The organism is Thiofractor thiocamini (genome assembly GCF_055384375.1).
In genome coordinates, this window is sequence record NZ_AP042389.1 from 1,469,342 (window position 1) to 1,487,388 (window position 18,047).

17 protein-coding genes are annotated in these 18,047 nt (G+C 35.6%); 3 read left to right on the forward strand and 14 right to left on the reverse strand.

Features of this window, described 5'->3' with window-relative positions:
• Positions 1 to 6: 6 nt before the first annotated feature.
• From ACZ47B_RS07480 to panD, 7 genes are read right to left on the reverse strand one after another with little or no spacing between them, the layout of a single operon-like run.
• Entirely contained in the window at positions 7 to 852 is an 846-nt protein-coding gene (locus tag ACZ47B_RS07480; protein WP_464893921.1) for an ATP phosphoribosyltransferase regulatory subunit, read from the reverse strand.
• Positions 849 to 1,949, reverse strand: coding sequence for a pyridoxal-phosphate-dependent aminotransferase family protein (locus ACZ47B_RS07485; RefSeq protein WP_464893922.1), 1,101 nt, complete (start codon positions 1,947 to 1,949; stop codon positions 849 to 851). The genes ACZ47B_RS07480 and ACZ47B_RS07485 overlap by 4 nt, the downstream gene beginning before the upstream one ends.
• A 30-nt stretch (positions 1,950 to 1,979) precedes the next feature.
• A complete protein-coding gene (gene tkt, locus ACZ47B_RS07490) occupies positions 1,980 to 3,956 on the reverse strand; it encodes a transketolase (RefSeq protein ID WP_464893923.1) in 1,977 nt (658 codons plus the stop codon).
• Positions 3,957 to 4,799 carry a polyprenyl synthetase family protein gene (locus ACZ47B_RS07495; RefSeq protein ID WP_464895713.1) on the reverse strand — a complete coding sequence of 281 codons (843 nt, stop codon included), beginning with the start codon at positions 4,797 to 4,799 and terminating at the stop codon, positions 3,957 to 3,959.
• Positions 4,800 to 4,813: 14 nt separating this feature from the next.
• Positions 4,814 to 5,818, reverse strand: a complete 1,005-nt coding sequence (locus tag ACZ47B_RS07500) for a DUF7488 domain-containing protein (RefSeq protein ID WP_464893924.1) — start codon at positions 5,816 to 5,818, stop codon at positions 4,814 to 4,816.
• A 44-nt stretch (positions 5,819 to 5,862) separates the two neighbouring features.
• Positions 5,863 to 6,174, reverse strand: a complete 312-nt coding sequence (locus tag ACZ47B_RS07505) for a YbaB/EbfC family nucleoid-associated protein (RefSeq protein ID WP_464893925.1) — start codon at positions 6,172 to 6,174, stop codon at positions 5,863 to 5,865.
• A complete protein-coding gene (gene panD, locus ACZ47B_RS07510; RefSeq protein ID WP_464893926.1) occupies positions 6,167 to 6,532 on the reverse strand; it encodes an aspartate 1-decarboxylase in 366 nt (121 codons plus the stop codon). The genes ACZ47B_RS07505 and panD overlap by 8 nt, the downstream gene beginning before the upstream one ends.
• 238 nt (positions 6,533 to 6,770) lie before the next feature.
• On the opposite strand from panD, the gene ACZ47B_RS07515 reads away from it, so the two are divergent.
• The gene (locus tag ACZ47B_RS07515) at positions 6,771 to 7,109 is read left to right on the forward strand and encodes a hypothetical protein (RefSeq protein ID WP_464893927.1); all 339 of its coding nucleotides are present in this window, start codon (positions 6,771 to 6,773) and stop codon (positions 7,107 to 7,109) included.
• Between the two features lie 14 nt (positions 7,110 to 7,123).
• On the opposite strand, the gene ACZ47B_RS07520 is transcribed toward ACZ47B_RS07515, so the two are convergent.
• The 7 genes from ACZ47B_RS07520 to ACZ47B_RS07550 all read right to left on the reverse strand — a co-directional run bounded on the left by ACZ47B_RS07520 (position 7,124) and on the right by ACZ47B_RS07550 (position 15,443).
• A complete protein-coding gene (locus ACZ47B_RS07520; RefSeq protein WP_464893928.1) occupies positions 7,124 to 7,294 on the reverse strand; it encodes a hypothetical protein in 171 nt (56 codons plus the stop codon).
• Positions 7,281 to 8,294 (reverse strand): OmpA family protein, encoded by a 1,014-nt coding sequence (locus ACZ47B_RS07525; protein ID WP_464893929.1) that lies wholly within the window; start codon positions 8,292 to 8,294, stop codon positions 7,281 to 7,283. Before ACZ47B_RS07525 ends, ACZ47B_RS07520 begins: the two co-directional genes overlap by 14 nt.
• 88 nt (positions 8,295 to 8,382) lie before the next feature.
• Positions 8,383 to 9,510: a MotA/TolQ/ExbB proton channel family protein gene (locus tag ACZ47B_RS07530; RefSeq protein ID WP_464893930.1), complete on the reverse strand. Its 1,128-nt coding sequence runs from the start codon at positions 9,508 to 9,510 to the stop codon at positions 8,383 to 8,385.
• 21 nt (positions 9,511 to 9,531) lie between these two features.
• Positions 9,532 to 9,912, reverse strand: a complete 381-nt coding sequence (locus tag ACZ47B_RS07535) for a response regulator (protein ID WP_464893931.1) — start codon at positions 9,910 to 9,912, stop codon at positions 9,532 to 9,534.
• A 3-nt stretch (positions 9,913 to 9,915) separates the two neighbouring features.
• A complete protein-coding gene (locus ACZ47B_RS07540; RefSeq protein WP_464893932.1) occupies positions 9,916 to 14,067 on the reverse strand; it encodes a response regulator in 4,152 nt (1,383 codons plus the stop codon).
• 10 nt (positions 14,068 to 14,077) lie between these two features.
• Positions 14,078 to 14,836, reverse strand: coding sequence for a hypothetical protein (locus ACZ47B_RS07545; protein WP_464893933.1), 759 nt, complete (start codon positions 14,834 to 14,836; stop codon positions 14,078 to 14,080).
• A 109-nt stretch (positions 14,837 to 14,945) separates the two neighbouring features.
• Positions 14,946 to 15,443: a DUF2249 domain-containing protein gene (locus ACZ47B_RS07550; protein WP_464893934.1), complete on the reverse strand. Its 498-nt coding sequence runs from the start codon at positions 15,441 to 15,443 to the stop codon at positions 14,946 to 14,948.
• Positions 15,444 to 15,599: 156 nt separating this feature from the next.
• Here ACZ47B_RS07550 and ACZ47B_RS07555 point away from each other — a divergent pair, with 156 nt between their 5' ends.
• Entirely contained in the window at positions 15,600 to 15,821 is a 222-nt protein-coding gene (locus tag ACZ47B_RS07555) for a heavy-metal-associated domain-containing protein (RefSeq protein WP_464893935.1), read from the forward strand.
• Positions 15,822 to 15,846: 25 nt separating this feature from the next.
• A complete protein-coding gene (locus ACZ47B_RS07560) occupies positions 15,847 to 18,039 on the forward strand; it encodes a heavy metal translocating P-type ATPase (RefSeq protein WP_464893936.1) in 2,193 nt (730 codons plus the stop codon).
• Positions 18,040 to 18,047: the final 8 nt, after the last annotated feature.

The following is an 18,047-nucleotide window of genomic DNA, read 5'->3' on the forward strand; positions in this document are numbered from 1 at the left end:
TTGTTCTCAAATCTTTTCCTTTAATTCTATGATCTCGTCCAAATATCCTGCAAAACCTACCGCTTTTAGGTTCTCCCAAGTATAACTTCCACCCATCCCAACTGTTTTATTGCCTACAAAAAATCTAAAGTAAAGATCATCATAATATCTCATTTTAGCATAATACAGTGGTGCAATAATAATACCTTTATATTTTATATCCTCGCAAAGCTTTTTTATCTTGTTTAACTCCACTTTTAAATTATCAGGTACGATTTTAACTACTTCGTCAATATCTTCTTTGGTTTGCAAATATGCCAATTTGTTAAGCCATTTTATATCAAGATCCAGTATCTTTTCAAGATTGCCTTTTTCAAAAAAACTTATAGGGATGTCAAGCTCTTTTGATATGATTTGAGGTATTTTTATGTTTGATATTTGCAAGGTTGGCTTTAAGCCAATCTTGTCAAAAAATTTACCGGATATCTCTATGGGCTCTGCCATATCGTTTGAACCGATATGTTCAGCTCCTACTTGATATATTTCACTGCTTGGGTATCTAAAAACCGGCTGAAGATAAAACCACTTTTCATGTTCGATGCTTCTTCCCAATCTTTTTGTAATAAGCCTAACCACATCAAGTGTACTATCAGCTCTTAAAGAAAGGAGTCTGTTTTTTTCATCCCCGATTCTTATAAGTTCTTTTGAAGAGATGCTTTTTGTTTGATGATAAGAAAAAAGCGGAGTTACTATCTCTTCATATCCAAACTCTTGCAAAACTTGGGCAGCTATGTTTTCTATCTCTCTTTTTAGTTTTGCACTCTCTCCAAAATAAAGCTTGCTTCCTTTTGGTATTTCGTGGTCATATATCATTGTATGCCTAAAGTAAAGATTTTGTTGGCACTCCCGTCATACTCTCTTATGCCCATTTGATCCAGTATCAATTCGAGTGCATTTAAAGTCCATGCCGTTTCATATGGCTTTATAAGACCCATATGGTTTATCCTGAAAAGTTTTCCTTTTAAATGATCCTGTCCGCCTGCTATGTTAACATGATACTTGTTTTTTAGGATTTTTCTTATCTCATCGGCTTTCTCATTGTAAACCGCACTCATGGCAATCGCAGGAGTCTTTGGATATATCTCAAACCCTATAGCTTTCAAAGCTTCGTTTGCAGCCAAACTTCTTTTTTTGGTATCTTCATAAAATTTTTCAAGCCCGATGCCTAGTATCTCATCAAGCATGGCATTTAAGCCTATGATTAGAGTAGTAGGTGCCGTCCAAGCGGTTGTATTTGTTCTTTGTTTTTTAAGCTCGGTATTTAGGTTAAAGTAGTAACCCTTTCCGCCTTGCTCAACCAACTTTATAGCTTTATTGCTTAACCCCACCATGGAAAGTCCGGGTGGCAGCATGAAAGCTTTTTGACTGCCGCTTATAAGCACATCTATATCGCTTGTATCTATATCTTCGACCCCTACTGCCGTAATACCGTCAGCTATGATAGTTATATCAGGATTTATCTCTTTTGCTACTTTTGCTATCTCTTCAACCGGATGTCTCAAACCTCCAGCACTTTCACATATCTGGATACAGATGCTATCTATATCTTCATCGGCTTTTAGAGCCTCTTTTACATCTTCAACATTTGCCGGCGTATTCCACTCATACTTTAACTCCACAAGTTCAAGCCCCAAAGCTTTTATGATCTTACCGAATCTCTCTCCAAACTTCCCAGCATTAACGCTTAGTGCTTTTTTTTGACAAAGATTTAAAACACTAGCTTCCATAGCTCCCGTACCACTTGAAGCCAACATCAAAACTTCCGGTATTTTAAATATCTTTTGCAATTTTTCTCTGGTCTGCCCAAAAATCTCAGAAAATTCAGGAGTTCTATGGTGGATAGTAGGTTCACTCATCTTCATCCTGATATTCTCGGGAACCGCCGTAGGTCCCGGTGTCAAAAGCAACATATCATTTTTCCTTTCATTCTCAATTTTCAATTATACCTTCATTCCTTTTGCTTCAGTTTCTACATACTCTTTATCAAACATATCCAAAGCTCGTTTTTTTACACCCTTTATGGTAAATCCGAATTTTTTGAACAAGTCTCCGGCTTTTCCCGAAGCTCCAAAACTCTCCATGCACATTACCTCATCGGCATACCTGTACCATTCTATCCCACTTGCGGCTTCAACTGCCAAGACTTTCGTATTTGGTTCTATGACTTTATCTTTATACTCTTTTGACTGTCGGTTGAAGATTTCAAGACACGGAACGCTTACGACATTTGCATTAACTCCGGCAAGCTCAAGATGACAAGCTGCCTGCAAAGATGTCATCACTTCACTTCCACTTGCAACTATGGTTAAAACGGCATTTTCTCTTTTTGCTACTAAGTAGCCTCCGTTTTCTACAGTACCATACTCTGTAAAAGGCTTTAGTGTCTTTAATTTTTGCCTGCTCAAAACAAATCCACAAGGCGCATCAAGCTTGAGCGCCATTTTCCAACAAGCTACATTTTCACTTGCATCAGCCGGTCTAAATAGATAAAATCCCGGCAATGCTCTAAATTGGCTCATTTGTTCTATTGGCTGATGGGTAGGACCATCCTCTCCTACTCCTATGCTATCATGAGTCCAAACAAAGTATCTTTTCAAACCCATAAGCGCAGCAAGTCTAACTGCAGGCTTCATATAATCACTAAATACAAAAAAAGTAGCATCATAAGGCAAAAACAGACCATACAAACTCATAGCATTTGTTATGGCAGCCATAGCATGTTCTCTGATGCCAAAATGTATGTTTCTGCCATTAGGAAATTCGCCCATATTTGCCAGATGGGTTTTATTGGAAGGTGCAAGATCCGCACTTCCTCCTAAAAATCCGGGGATTGCTTTTGCTATGGCATTTAGTATCTTATGGTTGCTCTCTCTTGTTGCAACTTCACTTCCGGCTTCAAACTCAGGCCACTGAATTTTACTAAAATCCGGATTCAAAAGGGCTTTTAGAGTTTCATTTTGCTCCAAAAGAGGGGCTTCATTTATAAGTTTTTTCCACTCTCTCTCAGCCAAATCTCCTTTTTCAACGGCACATCTAAATCTACTTAGTACATCTTCCGGTACTTGAAACTTCACTTTAGGATCAAATCCTACTTTTTCTTTTGAACACTCTATATCATCTTCACCCAAAGGTGCCCCATGAGAACTAGCTTTGCCTTCAAAGCTACAACTACCTTTCGCTATAACGGTATTTGCTATGATAAGTGTCGGTTTATCTTGAGTTTTTACTTTTTGCAGAGCATTTTCTATCTCTTCATAGTCATTACCGTTTATCTCAAGAACATTCCACTGCTGTGCTTCAAATCTCTTCTTGACATCTTCATTCCATGCCAAAGATGTAGCGCCTTCTATGGTTATCTTGTTTGAATCATATATCAAAACCAGGTTGTCAAGCTCATTTTTACCCGCTAACGCACAGGCCTCGTAACTTATACCCTCTTCCAGATCTCCATCACCGCAAAGACAGTAAACTTTATGATCTATGATCTTTGCCGTTTCACTGTTTAGCAGTTTTTTTGCATATTTTGAGGCAAAAGCGAAGCCTACGGCATTTGCCACTCCCTGCCCTAATGGTCCTGTTGTTATCTCAACTCCGGGAACTTCATCGTATTCCGGGTGTCCGGGTGTTTTGCTTCCAAGCTGTCTGAAGTTTTCAAGATCATCAAGACTCATATCATATCCGCTTAGATATAAAAACGAATATATCATGGCACTTGCATGACCGCCGCTAAAAACAAGTCTGTCTCTGTTTAGCCATTTTGGATTTTTAGGGTTATGTTTTAAATGATTACTTAAAACCGTTACTACATCTGCCATACCAAGACAAACTCCGGGATGTCCGCTGTTTGCTTTTTGAATCATATCCAAACTTAAAAATCTTATCGTATCCGCCATCTTTTTTAGCATTACTGTATCCATCTATTTTTCCTTAAATTTATCTAATATTTTTATCAATGAATTTGAAAGTTCATCATCAAATTCTTTTGTATCACTTTTTAACTTTTCAACCAGGTTATCACGATACTCTTTTGCTTTTTCAAGTCCCATCAAATTGACAAAGGAGTTTTTATCGCCGTCATTACCGGTTGTTTTACCCGCCTCTTTCTCATCCATGGTTGCATCTATGATATCATCTTGCACTTGAAACAAAAGCCCCAGGTGTTCGCCGAATTCGTAAAGTTTTTCCTGTTTGACTTTTGAAATCCCGGCTATAATACCGCCCATTTTCAGTGAAGCCGCTATAAGTTTTGCAGTTTTATGGGTATGCAAAAACTTTAATTCATCGAGGTCTAATTTTTTATTCTCATAGTAGCAATCTATCGCCTGGCCTAAAACCATACCGCCTATACCTCCGTTATAAGACAACTCTTCAATCAGTTTTATCTTTATATCATCTCTTAGAGGTGCGGTTGAAATCATATAAAACGCATGGGTATTCAAGGCATCTCCAGCCAGTATGGCCGACACCTCATCATACTCGGTGTGTATGGTCTTTTCTCCTCTTCTAAGTTCGGCATTGTCCATAGAGGGCAAATCATCATGTATCAAAGAGTAAGTATGCAAAAGCTCCACTCCGAGTGCTACGGGGTATGCATTTTTTATTAGTAATGGCTCATATACATTTACCACGCTGAGCATTAGCTCGGGTCTGAACCTTTTTCCCCCGGCAAGAAGCATTTTTTTAAGCGTATCGTTAAAAAAAGGGTGAAAACTTTTAACTTCAGGCAAATTATCTCTTAGATACTCTTCAAAATCTTTCATTATATCATTCAAGTCTATCTCCCAAAATGTACAAAAAACTGAAAATCGTCTCTGCTAAGAAGCAGGTAAATCTTTCTGTCTGCGATTTTTAAGAGGGCTTTTTTAATATCGGGGTAAGATTTGATGAAATGCTTGTTAATTTTTATAAGTTTATCACCTTTTTTAATACCCAGTTTAAAAGCTCGTGAATTTTTCGCGACATAAGCCACCCTTAGCTTGTAGTTTATCCAAAGTCCGATGCTTTCAAGATAGGTTTGCGATATCAAACCACCTGTGATTTTTCTTTTTAATTTTATCTTTTGATGGTGAATTTTTCTACCATATTTATATGTTATATTGATAACTTTTCCTATTTTTGAAAAGAGTATATATTTGCTTAAACTACTGACATTTTCATACCTCTTGCCGTCAACTTTTACGACTTGGCTTCCAACAGGTATGTACAAACCCTTGAAAAAAGGATTTTTCTCTTTTATATATATATTTGATTTTTTTTGTTCAAACTTCAATCCGCTATCAGCATAAGTGACTCTTCTTTTTTCAAGAAATCTAAGTATAAAATCACTATCTATAAAACCCATACCGCCTCTGCTTAGTCCAAATGGCCTACAGCATACACAATCTATAAGTCTGTTGGGTTTTACTTTTTTATTTAATTTTGCCGGAATATCCAGACCGTTTGAAAATGAGGTTATTTCCGCTATATCAAAATCACTATTTCCAATAACCCCGACATTTTTTCTAACTTTGGAAAAATCTATGAATTTTACAGGTTGCAACTTTTTTGCCCGCTTAAAAAGATACAATCCTAAAAAAGGATCTCTTTTTGCATACCCTCTCATATATCTTTTTGAAAAAAGTAGTACTTTATGCTTTGATACCGCCACACCGGTTTTGCTTCCGATTTTTACAAAAGAGTGGTAATGTTTGTTGAAACATGCTTTAAAATCACTCTTGATGGGCTCTACTCCGGCATAAAGATAAGCTACAAAGAGTACAAAAACAACAACTTTTTTCAATTAAAACCTTTCAAGTCCATTGACCCATCTATACATTTGCCCTTTTATTGTCCAAGCCCGCCAAGTGAGCCAAGCATCTTCGATGCGGCAAGTTTTTTATCATCCTCGACCATTTTCAATACATCATTAACAGCACTTATAAGAAGTATCTGTAATGACTCCTTGTCTTCAAGCAGACTCTCGTCGATATCCATATCTATGATCTCACCCGTTCCGTTTGCGGTTACTTTTACAAGACCGCCTCCGCTTTTGGCGGTAAATTCTTTATTTTTACTCTCTTCTTGCATTTTTTGGGCTTCGCTTTGAGCTTTTTGCAGCATTTCACCCATTTTACTAAAATCCATATTTTCAAACATGATCTTTTATCCTGGTTATTTTATTTTTATCATCTACGAATACAACTGCGGGTTTAAACTTTTTTAACTCTTTTTCATGAAATAGAGCATAAGCTATAATGATAATTTTATCACCAACTTCCGCTTTTCTCGCCGCAGCTCCGTTTAGACAGATGGTACCGCTGTTCTTTTTGCCTTCTATGACATAGGTACTAAATCTCTCGCCGTTATTTATATTGACGATTTCAACCTTTTGTCCGACTCTAAGCTTGGCTTTTTTCATCAATTTTTTATCTACGGTTATAGAGCCTATATAGTTAAGATTTGCTTCGGTTACGCAGGCTCTATGGATTTTGCTGTAGAGCATTTCTATTTGCATTGCAAATATTCCTTCATTATAGTTTGGCACTGACCGAATAAAACTTTCTAACGGTTCTAAAATTTAAAAGGATTTGCAAGGATGCAAATCCAAATTTTAGCCTCGGAAAAATTGCAGGATGCAATTTTGAGAATGAGTGTAAAAGTTTTATTTGGTCAGTGCCTATAGTTTTCATAAATATTATATCAAAGAAAACTTGATATAATAGTAAAATCTATTTTTAAAAGGATAAAATAGCATGAAAAAGATCATTTTTATCTCATCGGTTTTGGCTGTTATATTTGCAGGATGTACCCAGGAGACTCAAAACAAAATCGGAAGAAGTATCCAGAACTGGACAGGAACAAATGGAGTTTTGGATGTTTATGCAGGAAATAAGCTGGTAAAAAGATTTATAGGTATCGATAAACTCTCAACTGCATACGGTACCGATGATAAAAGACCAAGATCATACAGATACGGGTATGGCTATATAGATAAAAATCTTAACTACAAGATAGACAACGATGAAAAAAAGGTTTATTTTGAATTTAGTGACTACTCAACAAGTTATATATTTTATGAAAATCCGTATTGATTTGAAGGACATCTCTAAAAAACCCTTTTTAAAAAGTTGATGAATTTTGAAAATGCAGAAACTTTTTTCACTCTCAAATCCTTCATGTCACTCTCTTTTATATTTTTGATCCTCTCATATAGCCAGTCAATGTGTCTTTTTGCATCCTGAAGATAAACCGGCTCGAAACTGTTACTGTTTTTCATCTAGAATCTTCTCTATCTCTTTCATGGCATCGCGATTTTTAAGAGTGAACTTTATCTCTATCCTTCTTGATTTTTCTTTATCTTCAAGACCGTTTTTATCAAGGATCGGATCGAGATATGACCTTCCGCTTGCTATCATGATCTTTTTAAGGTTATGTTTTTTTACAAAATCAAGAGTCAAAAGATAATTCATCACTTCATAAGCTCTTTTTTGCGAAAGTTGAAGATTGTATAAAAATCCACCGTCACTGTCTGTATGACCCTCGATGATGATCTTGTCAAGATGCTCTTTGATATCAGGATTATTCAAAAGTGCTTTAACATACTTCAAAAATACTTTTTTCAACTCTTCTTTGGCCCCTGGCTTTAGTTTGGCCTTGGCTTTATCAAAAAGTATGGAAGCTGAAAATCTCATACTTCCGGTTTTGGGATCTATCTCTATCTTGTTGCCAAGAGCTTTTTTAAGTTCAGCTATCACTTTTATACGAATTCCCGTTAAACTTTTTATCCTCTTTTTCGTTTTTCTAAGATCCGCTACAAGTCTGTCATACCTTGTCTCTTTTTCACCTAATTCGTTTAAAAGTTTCACTATCTGTTCATCTCTGAGAGCTACTTTGCTTTTAGTGTCGGTCAGCTCGTTGGAAAGTACCAAAACCTTACCTTCATAATCTTTCAATTCTCTCTCTTTTTCAAGAAGGGATGCATTTACATCATTTATTACATTTTGCAATATGATAACTTTTTTGCTAAAAGAAGCTAGTTGGGTATTTTTTTCCAAAAGAAGTTTTTTTAGTCTTTTTATCTCGTCATTTTTAAGTTCGAGTGCGGTTTTGTTTTTTTTAAGTCTTGATTTGTTTGAGAGAAGGTCGCTTTTTAGTAAAATCGACTTGGTCACTATCGCTCCTATAAGCAGTATAAAGACAAACAGGAGTCCTGCCATCAAGTCGGCATAAGATATCCAAAAATTGGTATTTTCATTATCTTTTTTAAATAATTTCAATCGAAAAATCCCCTAGTTTTGTATTTGCCGCCAATCAATACTTTAACACTCATAATTTGACATTTTTCCACAAATGATAAATGCTTCATTATCTTTTTAACTGTTTTAACACTTCTTTGTGATACTGCTCGATCACCAAAAATACTTTCTCTATCTGCTCATCAAGCAAAAATCCAAAATCTGCCAATTTAACAACGATATCCGCTATCTCTTTGTCAACTTTTTCAAAATTTTTCTCTACCGAAGAAGAAAGACCTTTGTCTATACTTTGTATACTGTTTTGAAGCTTATCTATGGACTCGGTAAAGTTTTTAAGGGTTTCATCTATCTTGATGGTCGCTTTTAGTGCATTTTCACTGTGATACATCTCTTTTAGCGAGTTTTCAAAATTGGCTGTAGCATTTTGCATATCCGAAGCAATTTTTTCAAAATTATTGGAAGTTTTGTCAACGATGATTTGAAAATCTTCTATATATCTTTGGTTAAGACTTTTTATCATATCGGTATTGAATACATCTTTTAAAGTTTGAACTATATTGACATTGCTTTCCTGCTCCAAAAGAAGCCTGTATCTCTCAAGTTCATCTTTCGTCCATATATTTTTCCTGTAAACTCTTTTGATATACTCTACAAGAGCATTTATCTTACTGATGCCTCTCTTTTCAAAAAATATCCACCAAAGTGATAAAAATATACCATATATAGAAGCATAAAAAGCAGTACCTACACCGCTTAGTAAAATCGATATCTCCTTATCCAAAGCTTCGGTACTTTGCACACTGAAGTTTGGCATTGAGATCGCTATGGCTATAAAAGTACCCAGGATTCCAAGCATTGGGAAAATTGTCGAAGCAACACTTGAGAAATTATCATTTCTCATTTTGGTAATTTCATTTTCCAAAAATTCATCTATATTTGCCAGTGATTTTACTTTACCGTTTATCTCAAGCTCGCTGCTGTTTAAAAATATCTTTAATTTCTCCTCTGTTTCGTAAAAAGAATTTTTAAATTTACAGGCGGTAAAATTGGCATTGTGTTTTATAAAAAAGATAAATATAAAAAAGATAAATCCCAAAATCAATAGAGTATGAAGTTCTACTTTTAACGAAAGATAGCCAAAGTAACTTGCCACTAAGGCTAAAAAAAGTAAAAAAGGAACTGACAATATTACTATAAAATTACCTGCACATCCCTTGCGCTCTTCATTTGGAAGCATATAAACTCCTATTTATCTTAGCTAAAAAAAAGTCTCTACGACTTTATCTATCTTTTCGTTAAGTACATGCTCTCTGACAGGTTTTAGTATAAAATCATAGGCACCTTTTTCGTATGCCTCTTGTTTTTTCGTTTCATCTGTTGTCAGTATGATAACGGGTATCTCTTTCCACTCATCATTTGCAAACAGATTGTCTAAAAATTTTGACCCGTCCATTATGGGCATAACCATGTCCAGCAGTACCAAATTTATATCTTTGTTTTCTTTTAGTTTTTCCAACGCCTCCAACCCGTTTGAAGCTTCTATAACGTTATTTACATGATCATTTCTTTTCAATATGGAACTTACTAGTTTAAGATTTATAAAATCATCGTCAACTGAAAGTATATTTATCTTGCTCATCTCTTACCTTATATATTTTTCTAAGATTTCTCTTATTCCTTTTTTATTGATGACGTTGTCCATAATTTCATCGACCAAAGGCTTATCTTCGTCTTTGTTGGAATCCTGTACACTTACAAGTTCAACGATAACGGTTTTTTCACCCCGATCTTGATCGGTTTTTTTGATCTTTTCAATTATGTCTTCTCTATCAACAAACTCCATCTCTTTATCAAACAGTACAACTTTGTACTGTTTGTTCTCCATCTGCATCAAAAATTCATCAAAATTAAATACTCTATCAACACTGTGGTTCATTTTTTCTATCATATTTGATAAAATTTTCGCTTCTATTTGATTGTTTTTATACACTAGTACATCTTTTTCAGTGATATCCTGCTCTTTTCTTCTTTCTTCCGTATGTACAAATTCCTCCTCGTTTGCTTCATCTTCAGCTTCTATATTATCTATAAAATTATCATAAACATCCTCTTTTTTAAGCTCTTGTTTAGGTGCATTGTCTTCATCGGTCTTATAGTTTAAAAATATCTTCAATACTTTGACAATATCCTCTTTTTTCAGTGGCTTCGAGATATACTCATCCAGCCCCTCTGACAAGAAAGCTTCTCTGTCTCCAGGCAATGCATTTGCCGTAAGCGCAACTACCGGTGTGTGTTCGAGATTATTCTCTTTTTCATAAGCTAAAATTTCATGTGTAGCCTCTATGCCGTCCATAACAGGCATGGATATATCCATAAAAACTATATCATATTTTTTCTTTTTGAACATTTCCAAGGCTTCTTCACCATTGCTGGATATCTCGACGTTCAAACCTAGGCTTGCCAAAGTTTTTTCTATCAGTTTTTGGTTTATGACATTATCTTCTGCGATCAATACATCTATCTCACCCGGCTTTTTCTCTTTTGTCGGTTCTGTTTTTTCTTCATACTCTTTCATCTCGGGCTCTTTTTTGCTTTCCTCAAGATGTGGTATGAACTCCTCTTCTTCGCTTGTTTTCTCTTTGCCTGCTTTCTCTTCACCCAATTCTTCTTCAACGGTTTCTTCAGCAGGGGTTTGTACTGGTTTTATACTTATCTCTTCATCAAAAAAAGTGGGCTCAGATTTTTCTTCATCCGTATCCTTGGAAAACTCATCTTCTTTGTTAAGCGGCGGAAGTTCCTCATCCCATAAAGGCTCTTTTGATGCTTCCATCTCTTCGGGTTCGCTGCTTTCTTCTTCCTCTTCCTCAAGTCCGCTGTAAAATTCGGTATCCCCGTCAAAATGAACTTTTAGTTTTCGGCTGGCTTCTTCTTCATTTTTACTGAAAGTATCACCTATATCGTAGGCTTGTTCTCCGGACTCTTCGATGTTTTCTTTTGATCTGCTCTCTTCTTCTGTTTTTTCGGCAGATCCATTATTTTCTGCTGCTGGATGATACTTGTCGCTTAGGAACATTTGTAGTATCGCTTCGATGCTTGTACTTTTTATGGGCTTCGTAACATATTCATCAAACCCTTCATTTAAAAATCTCTCCCTATCTCCCTTCAACGCATTTGCTGTCAATGCTACTATCGGAGTATGTTTTATCCCGGTATTTAGCTCATAGTTAAGTATCGCATGTAAAGCTTCAACGCCATCCATGACCGGCATAGCTATATCCATGAAGATCAAGTCGAACTTTCTGCTTTTTACTTCGTTCAATGCTTCTTCACCATTGTTTGCCAAGGTGACCTCTACATTGTAATTCTCCAGGGTTCTTTTTATAAGTTTTCGATTGATATCGTTATCTTCGGCAACAAGGATCTTTACCTTGCCGTCATCAATATGCTCTTCTTCTTTGGTATCAAAATCATGTGCTTTTGTAGAAATTTCTCCCGAAGCCTCCTCTTCCTCTTCTGCATTGGTACCGCCTTCTTTTACTTTAGGTAGAAACTCTTTTTGTTTTTCCAGTACATTAGCAAGCTTAGTGACATTAACCGGCTCATAAAGTGCTTTTATGTAGTCGTTTGTGTATTTATTAGCGACTGCTTGCATGGAGGATTTGAGTATGACTATCCCGGGGATTGAAATCTTTTTATAATCTTCAAGCTCATCTTCATCGATATAATCAACATCCAGTATAACAAAATTGATATTTTCTCTATACATCAATCCTTTTATCTCTTTGTAATTATAGAAAAAGACAACATCACAGCCAAAATATTTTAGGTAGTCATATACATACTGTGTGTGATATTTCCTATCTTTTTCACTTGCAAGCAATGCACACTTGTACTCTGTAAATTCATCTCTAAAATTAAACTCACTAGAAGGAGATTCGTCAAATTCCAAAGTAAAGAAAAATTTAGTGCCTTCACCGACTTTACTCTCGACTTCAAGTTTTCCACCCATCATGGAGATAAATTTGGATGATATGGTTAGTCCCAGACCTGTTCCTCCGTATTTTCTTGTAATTGTCGAATCGGCCTGAGAGAATGCATCAAATATGGTTTTCAACTTGTCTTCTGATATACCTATACCGTTGTCTCTGACTGAGAATTGCACTTTTGTTCTTCCAAATGCATCAACATTGCCCAGTCTTTTTATCTCTACATCTATCTCACCGTCGATAGGTGTAAATTTGACTGCATTACTCAAAAGATTGATAAGCACCTCTTTTATCTTGGTCGGATCACCATTGAGGTAATTACTAAGACTTGGATCCATATAAAATGAAAGTCTTATATTTTTTTCGGCTGCTTTTGCGGCAAAAACTTCTACCGCATTTTCAAATTCCGTTATAGGAGAGAAAAGTATCTCTTCAACTTCTATCTTGTCACTCTCTATCTTGGAGAGATCCAAGATATTATTGATGATTTCCAAAAGATTTTCGGAGCTTTTTTCTATGATATCGACAAAATCCCTCTCTTCTCCGCTTATGTTCGTATTTTTAAGAAGTTCGGTAAAACCTATGATACCGTTAAGTGGAGTTCTTATCTCATGAGACATATTTGCCAGGAATATACTCTTGGCCTTACTGGCTTCAAGTGCTATTTGTTTATCCTGCTGAATTTGATCGATGGCTATCTCAATGATACGATACCCTTTTTCGATACCCTCTGTTGTTTGAAAATCTATCTCCTCATCTATGTCAGCTAATTGGCCGACTTTACTAAAGAGTTTTTCAAGCTCCCTGATACTTCTTTTTATATATCTGTCTATAAAAAATCCGACTATAAGCAAGAATATAGTCAATATAAGCACACCCGCGGCCAAAGTAAGTTTCGGTCTTACTTCATTTTCAAACCAGTCACTGACTTTCGTACTTACTCTAAGACTGACCAAGCCGTCCGCCCTGTCAAGTATATTGATTTTTTGAGTCATAAGCCCAAACCAGGTTGCAGGGTCTATTTGATAGTAACCTATATCACTTCCTTCGATTATATTGATCTTCGCTCTTACTAGAGTGTTATAAAGTCTTTTGGCATTAATACTATGAAAAAGAACGAATAGTTTGTTCTTAAGGTCTATATCTGATATATTGATATTGAATGTAGTTAAATCCGCTTGGGAAAATATCCTTAGCCAGTTTGAAAACTCTTTAGTTGTAAAAGGTCTCTCTTTTGATATGATATATGACACAAATCCTCTCTCCTGACCACTTTTTTCCATCTCCTGGAGCATATCAGTCTCCAGTGAGACTTCAGAAGTTATCTCAGGTGTCATTTGGATATTTAGTATCTTCTTGTATTCGTCGAACAGCAAAGCATTTACTTTTGAATAGTATCCAAAAAACATTTTATTGAAAGTGGTACTCCTTTTGTTTACTGCAACTCTTATGTTGGTAATTTGGGTTAGAGCTCTAAAAACCCTTGTAAGTTCAGTATCGATAGGCTTGTTTTTAAAGTAACCGTTAAACTCCCTTATGGCATTGTTTGTCATTTTTCTCTGTTTTTTAAGCGCATCTTTAGCCAATTTTCCCTTACTACCAAGATATGTGGCACTAAGTCCTCTCTCTTTTGCCAAATTGACAGAAAGATTTTTAAGTATTTTGTTTGATTCTAGTTTGACTTGGAATCTTTGAGTGTCTTGATACTGCTGGTATGAAAGATACATAAAATATGATGATAGCACAAGCAGCAATACCAACGGGAAAAAACTGATCAATTTTAAACTTGAGTTTGTATTTAATTTCATAAATATCCTTTTATATTTGTCTTATGTTTTGGGACAAAACGTTTAATTCTTTTTTATAAACATCAAGAAATTTATCTATGTTGTCATAACTTTTATTTCTTACATTTCGTTCTATACTGCTTAGTATAGGCAGAAACACACTTATCTTAAGGTTCATACAGATACTTTTTAACTTGTCGGTTATTTTAAGAAGTGATTCATAATTGCTGTTTGCGATATATGCATTCATCAGATCAAGATCGTTTTTACTCTCAAGAATGAAATCGTTAAGCAGTTCATGGTACATATTTTCATCCACATCCAACTCTTTTGCCATATCTTTATAATCCAGCTCTATCTTTTCTTCGAGTATATCTTGTTCCAGAATTTCAGGCGATATATCTTCATCCTCTTTCTCTTTTGCAATATCGTCAATTTTCGGCTCTTCTTCAATATCGACCGTATGCTTATTTGCAAAATCTATCATATAGGTGATATTTGAGCCGTTTATTTCTATGATATTGTATATCTCTTTTACGATTACTTTTGCGTCAATGGCAGTGCTATCGCTTTGTTTTATCAAAACTTTATCGATTTTCTCTTCGGAGTAATTGAGGTAGTCTATCCAATTGTAGTGGTCAAATTTATGTATATATCCTTCTTTATTTATAAAAAAGTCTGAAATATCACTTACTTTCTCTTTGAATTCAGCTATATCGTTGCATCCAAAAAGTTCTATACTCTCTAAATCAGCCCCCAAAAGCTGCCCAAATTCATCATATAATATCAAAAGTTACTCCTAGTTGACAATTAGGATATCAGCATACAAACTAAATTGTAACTTATTTAATATTAAAATAATATTATTTTTAATCTATTATGTAAAAAATATTTTATAACTATTTTTTATGAAAATATATATGCCATACTCCGTTATCATTTTTGGCATAGTGTTCAAAGCCCTGTTTGCCAAGTACCGAGTACAGAGGTGTAGTCTCAAAACTATTGATAATGTGCAGCACTCTTCCTTTTAAAGTGGCGACTGTTTGCATAATGAGTCCGAAAGGATCCACTCCTTTGGCCAGAGAGGGTCTGACATCAAGCTCGACCATATCGTTTTTATCTAACCAGTCAGGCTCTTGTGCAACACCTTTTATATTCATTTCAGGATAGGTTTGATGAAACTCTTTCTCAGTACCGTTTTTTTTATTTAGGATCAAAAGAAGATCCATCGGATCGACGCCCAGTTTTTTAGAGATACTGTCCATGGTATCGCTATCTTGCAGATCAAGGTCGATTTTTTTTACTTTCATGATCTCTTCAATGGCAGAAATGATTTGGGAATTGTCTTTTATATCCAAAAAAATGGTATCTTTATCTATAATCTTTTTATCCATTATATCTCTCCAAGGTTAATTTTTTATATATAGTAACAAAAATATCACTATTTATCATTGATTTATATCAAAGGGCATCTCTAAAAACCTTAGGTTAATTTTACGTTAAACTCAAAGCTATACAATTATTATAAATCTTTATAAAAAGGAGTCAAAATGCAAAGAACATTTAAAGTTGACAATGTCACATGCGGCGGTTGTGCAAACACTATAAAAGTATCACTTGAAGATGAATTCGGCAACATAGAAGTCAATCTGGATGCAACTCCCAAAGAGGTGAGTCTAGAACTAAAAGATGATACTTCACTGGAACTGTTTTATAAAGAGATGGATGAACTTGGATACCCTGTCATAGGAGAAGTTTATCGCAAAGAGTGATGCTCTTTTTACAAAGGATAAAATCATGGCTGAAACAAAACTTGAACTCAATATCGCAGGAATGACATGCGTAAACTGCTCTAACGCCATAGAGAAAGTCACAAAAAAGATAGATGGCGTCAGAGAAGCGAAGGTTAGCTTCGCTTCATCAAAGGCTGAGTTTAAAATCGATCCGAAAAAAGTATCCAAAGAGGATATAGAAAACAAGATCCAGAAACTTGGATACAGTGTAGTCGAAGATGTAAAAGCTTTGGAAGTGCAAAAAGCAAAAGAGTTGAAAAAACTGAAAATGCTTTTTATTATGGCTGCCATAGGATCGGTTGGTATACTCTATCTCATGTTTTTTCCTATATCAAATGAAAAAATAAATCTTTACCTGATGATGGCTATAGCAACTGTTGTACAGTTTTATCCGGGAGGTATATTTTACTCACATGCCTTCAAAGCTGTAGCAAACAAGAACTATGATATGAATGTTTTAGTGGCACTTGGTACAAGTGCCGCTTACTTTTACTCTGTTTTTACGGTTTTATTTCCTTCGCTCTTTCCTGAGCATTTAAGATATGTCTATTTTGACGGAGCAAGTATCATTATCACTTTTATACTGCTGGGAAAAGTACTCGAAGAAAACTCAAAAGCGAAAGCTACCGATTTTTTAAAAAATCTTATAGATTTAGCACCAAAAAACGCTATAGTCATAAAGCCTGACGGAGAAGAAGTATCGGTAAAAGTAGAGGATTTGAAAGTCGGTGACACAGTTGTCATAAAAGCAGGAGAGCGTATAAGTACAGACGGAATCATCACCGAAGGCTCAGCCGAGATAGACACATCCATGATCACAGGTGAGCCGATGCCGGTATATAAAACCATCGGCGATGAAGTAATAGCGGGAACTATCAACACAAACGGTTTTTTAAAAGTCGAGGTACAAAAGAAGGCAAACGATACTTTGCTTTCTCATATAGTCGGACTTTTATCCGAAGCACAAAACCAAAAACTACCCATCGGAAGGATCGCTGACAAAGTAGCTAATATCTTCGTACCAACTGTTATCATCATATCCATAATCACATTTTTTATATGGTATATAGTAGCAAACGATCCCCTGGGAGCCGTGTTAGCTTCCATATCTGTTTTGATCATATCCTGCCCATGTGCTTTGGGACTTGCCGCACCTATAGCCATAGTAAGTTCTGTGGGCAAAGGTGCGGCAAACGGGATACTCATAAAATCACCTGAAGTTTTGGAAATCATAAAAGATATAAAGTATGCGGTTTTTGATAAAACCGGAACTATCACGGAAGGTAAAGTAAGTGTAAATGACCTTATCTTAAAAGATAACGATCCCCAAATCCTAAGCATACTCTCACTTGCGGAGTCCAAAAGCGAACACCCTATATCAAAAGCTATAGTTAAATATGCAAAAAAGAAGGGCTTAAACAGTACTAAGAGAGTAAAAGATATGCAGATAATCCCGGGAAAAGGTATCAAATGTCTTATAGATGATAAAAAAGTCATACTCGGTACTATTTTCTTTTTGGCAAGTGAGCATATCCCTAAAGATAAAAAATACACCGATTTTTTGCAAAAAGAGCAAGAAGATGGCAAGGGTGCCATTTTAGCGGCAATCGACGGAAAAATGGTAGCGGCTTTCTCTTTCAAAGATGAGATAAAAGAGGGTGCGAAAGATATGATAGGGGGTTTAAAAAACAAGCATATCATACCCGTTCTTCTAACCGGAGACAACAAGCTTACCGCACAAAATGTAGCAAATACTCTCGGCATAAAAAAAGTTTACTCCGAAGTTTTGCCAAATCAAAAATATGAAGTCATAAAAGAGCTTCAAAAAGAGGGAAAGGTCATGTTCATCGGTGATGGTATAAACGATGCTCCCTCTTTAAAACAAGCTGACATAGGCATGGCTCTTGGAAGCGGGGCGGATATAGCAAAAGATGCCGGAGATATCATCATCATAAACAACCATTTAAGCAGCATCATAAAAAGTATAAACCTTTCCATTTATACGATTGCGACCATAAAACAAAATCTTTTCTGGGCATTCATCTACAATATCATAGGTATTCCCATAGCAGCAGGTGCGCTCTATCCTATATTTGGTATCATGCTAACACCTGTTTACGCAGGAATTGCCATGAGCTTTAGCTCCGTTACGGTAGTATTAAATTCACTTAGACTTAAATTGAAAAAATTGACATAAAAAGGATA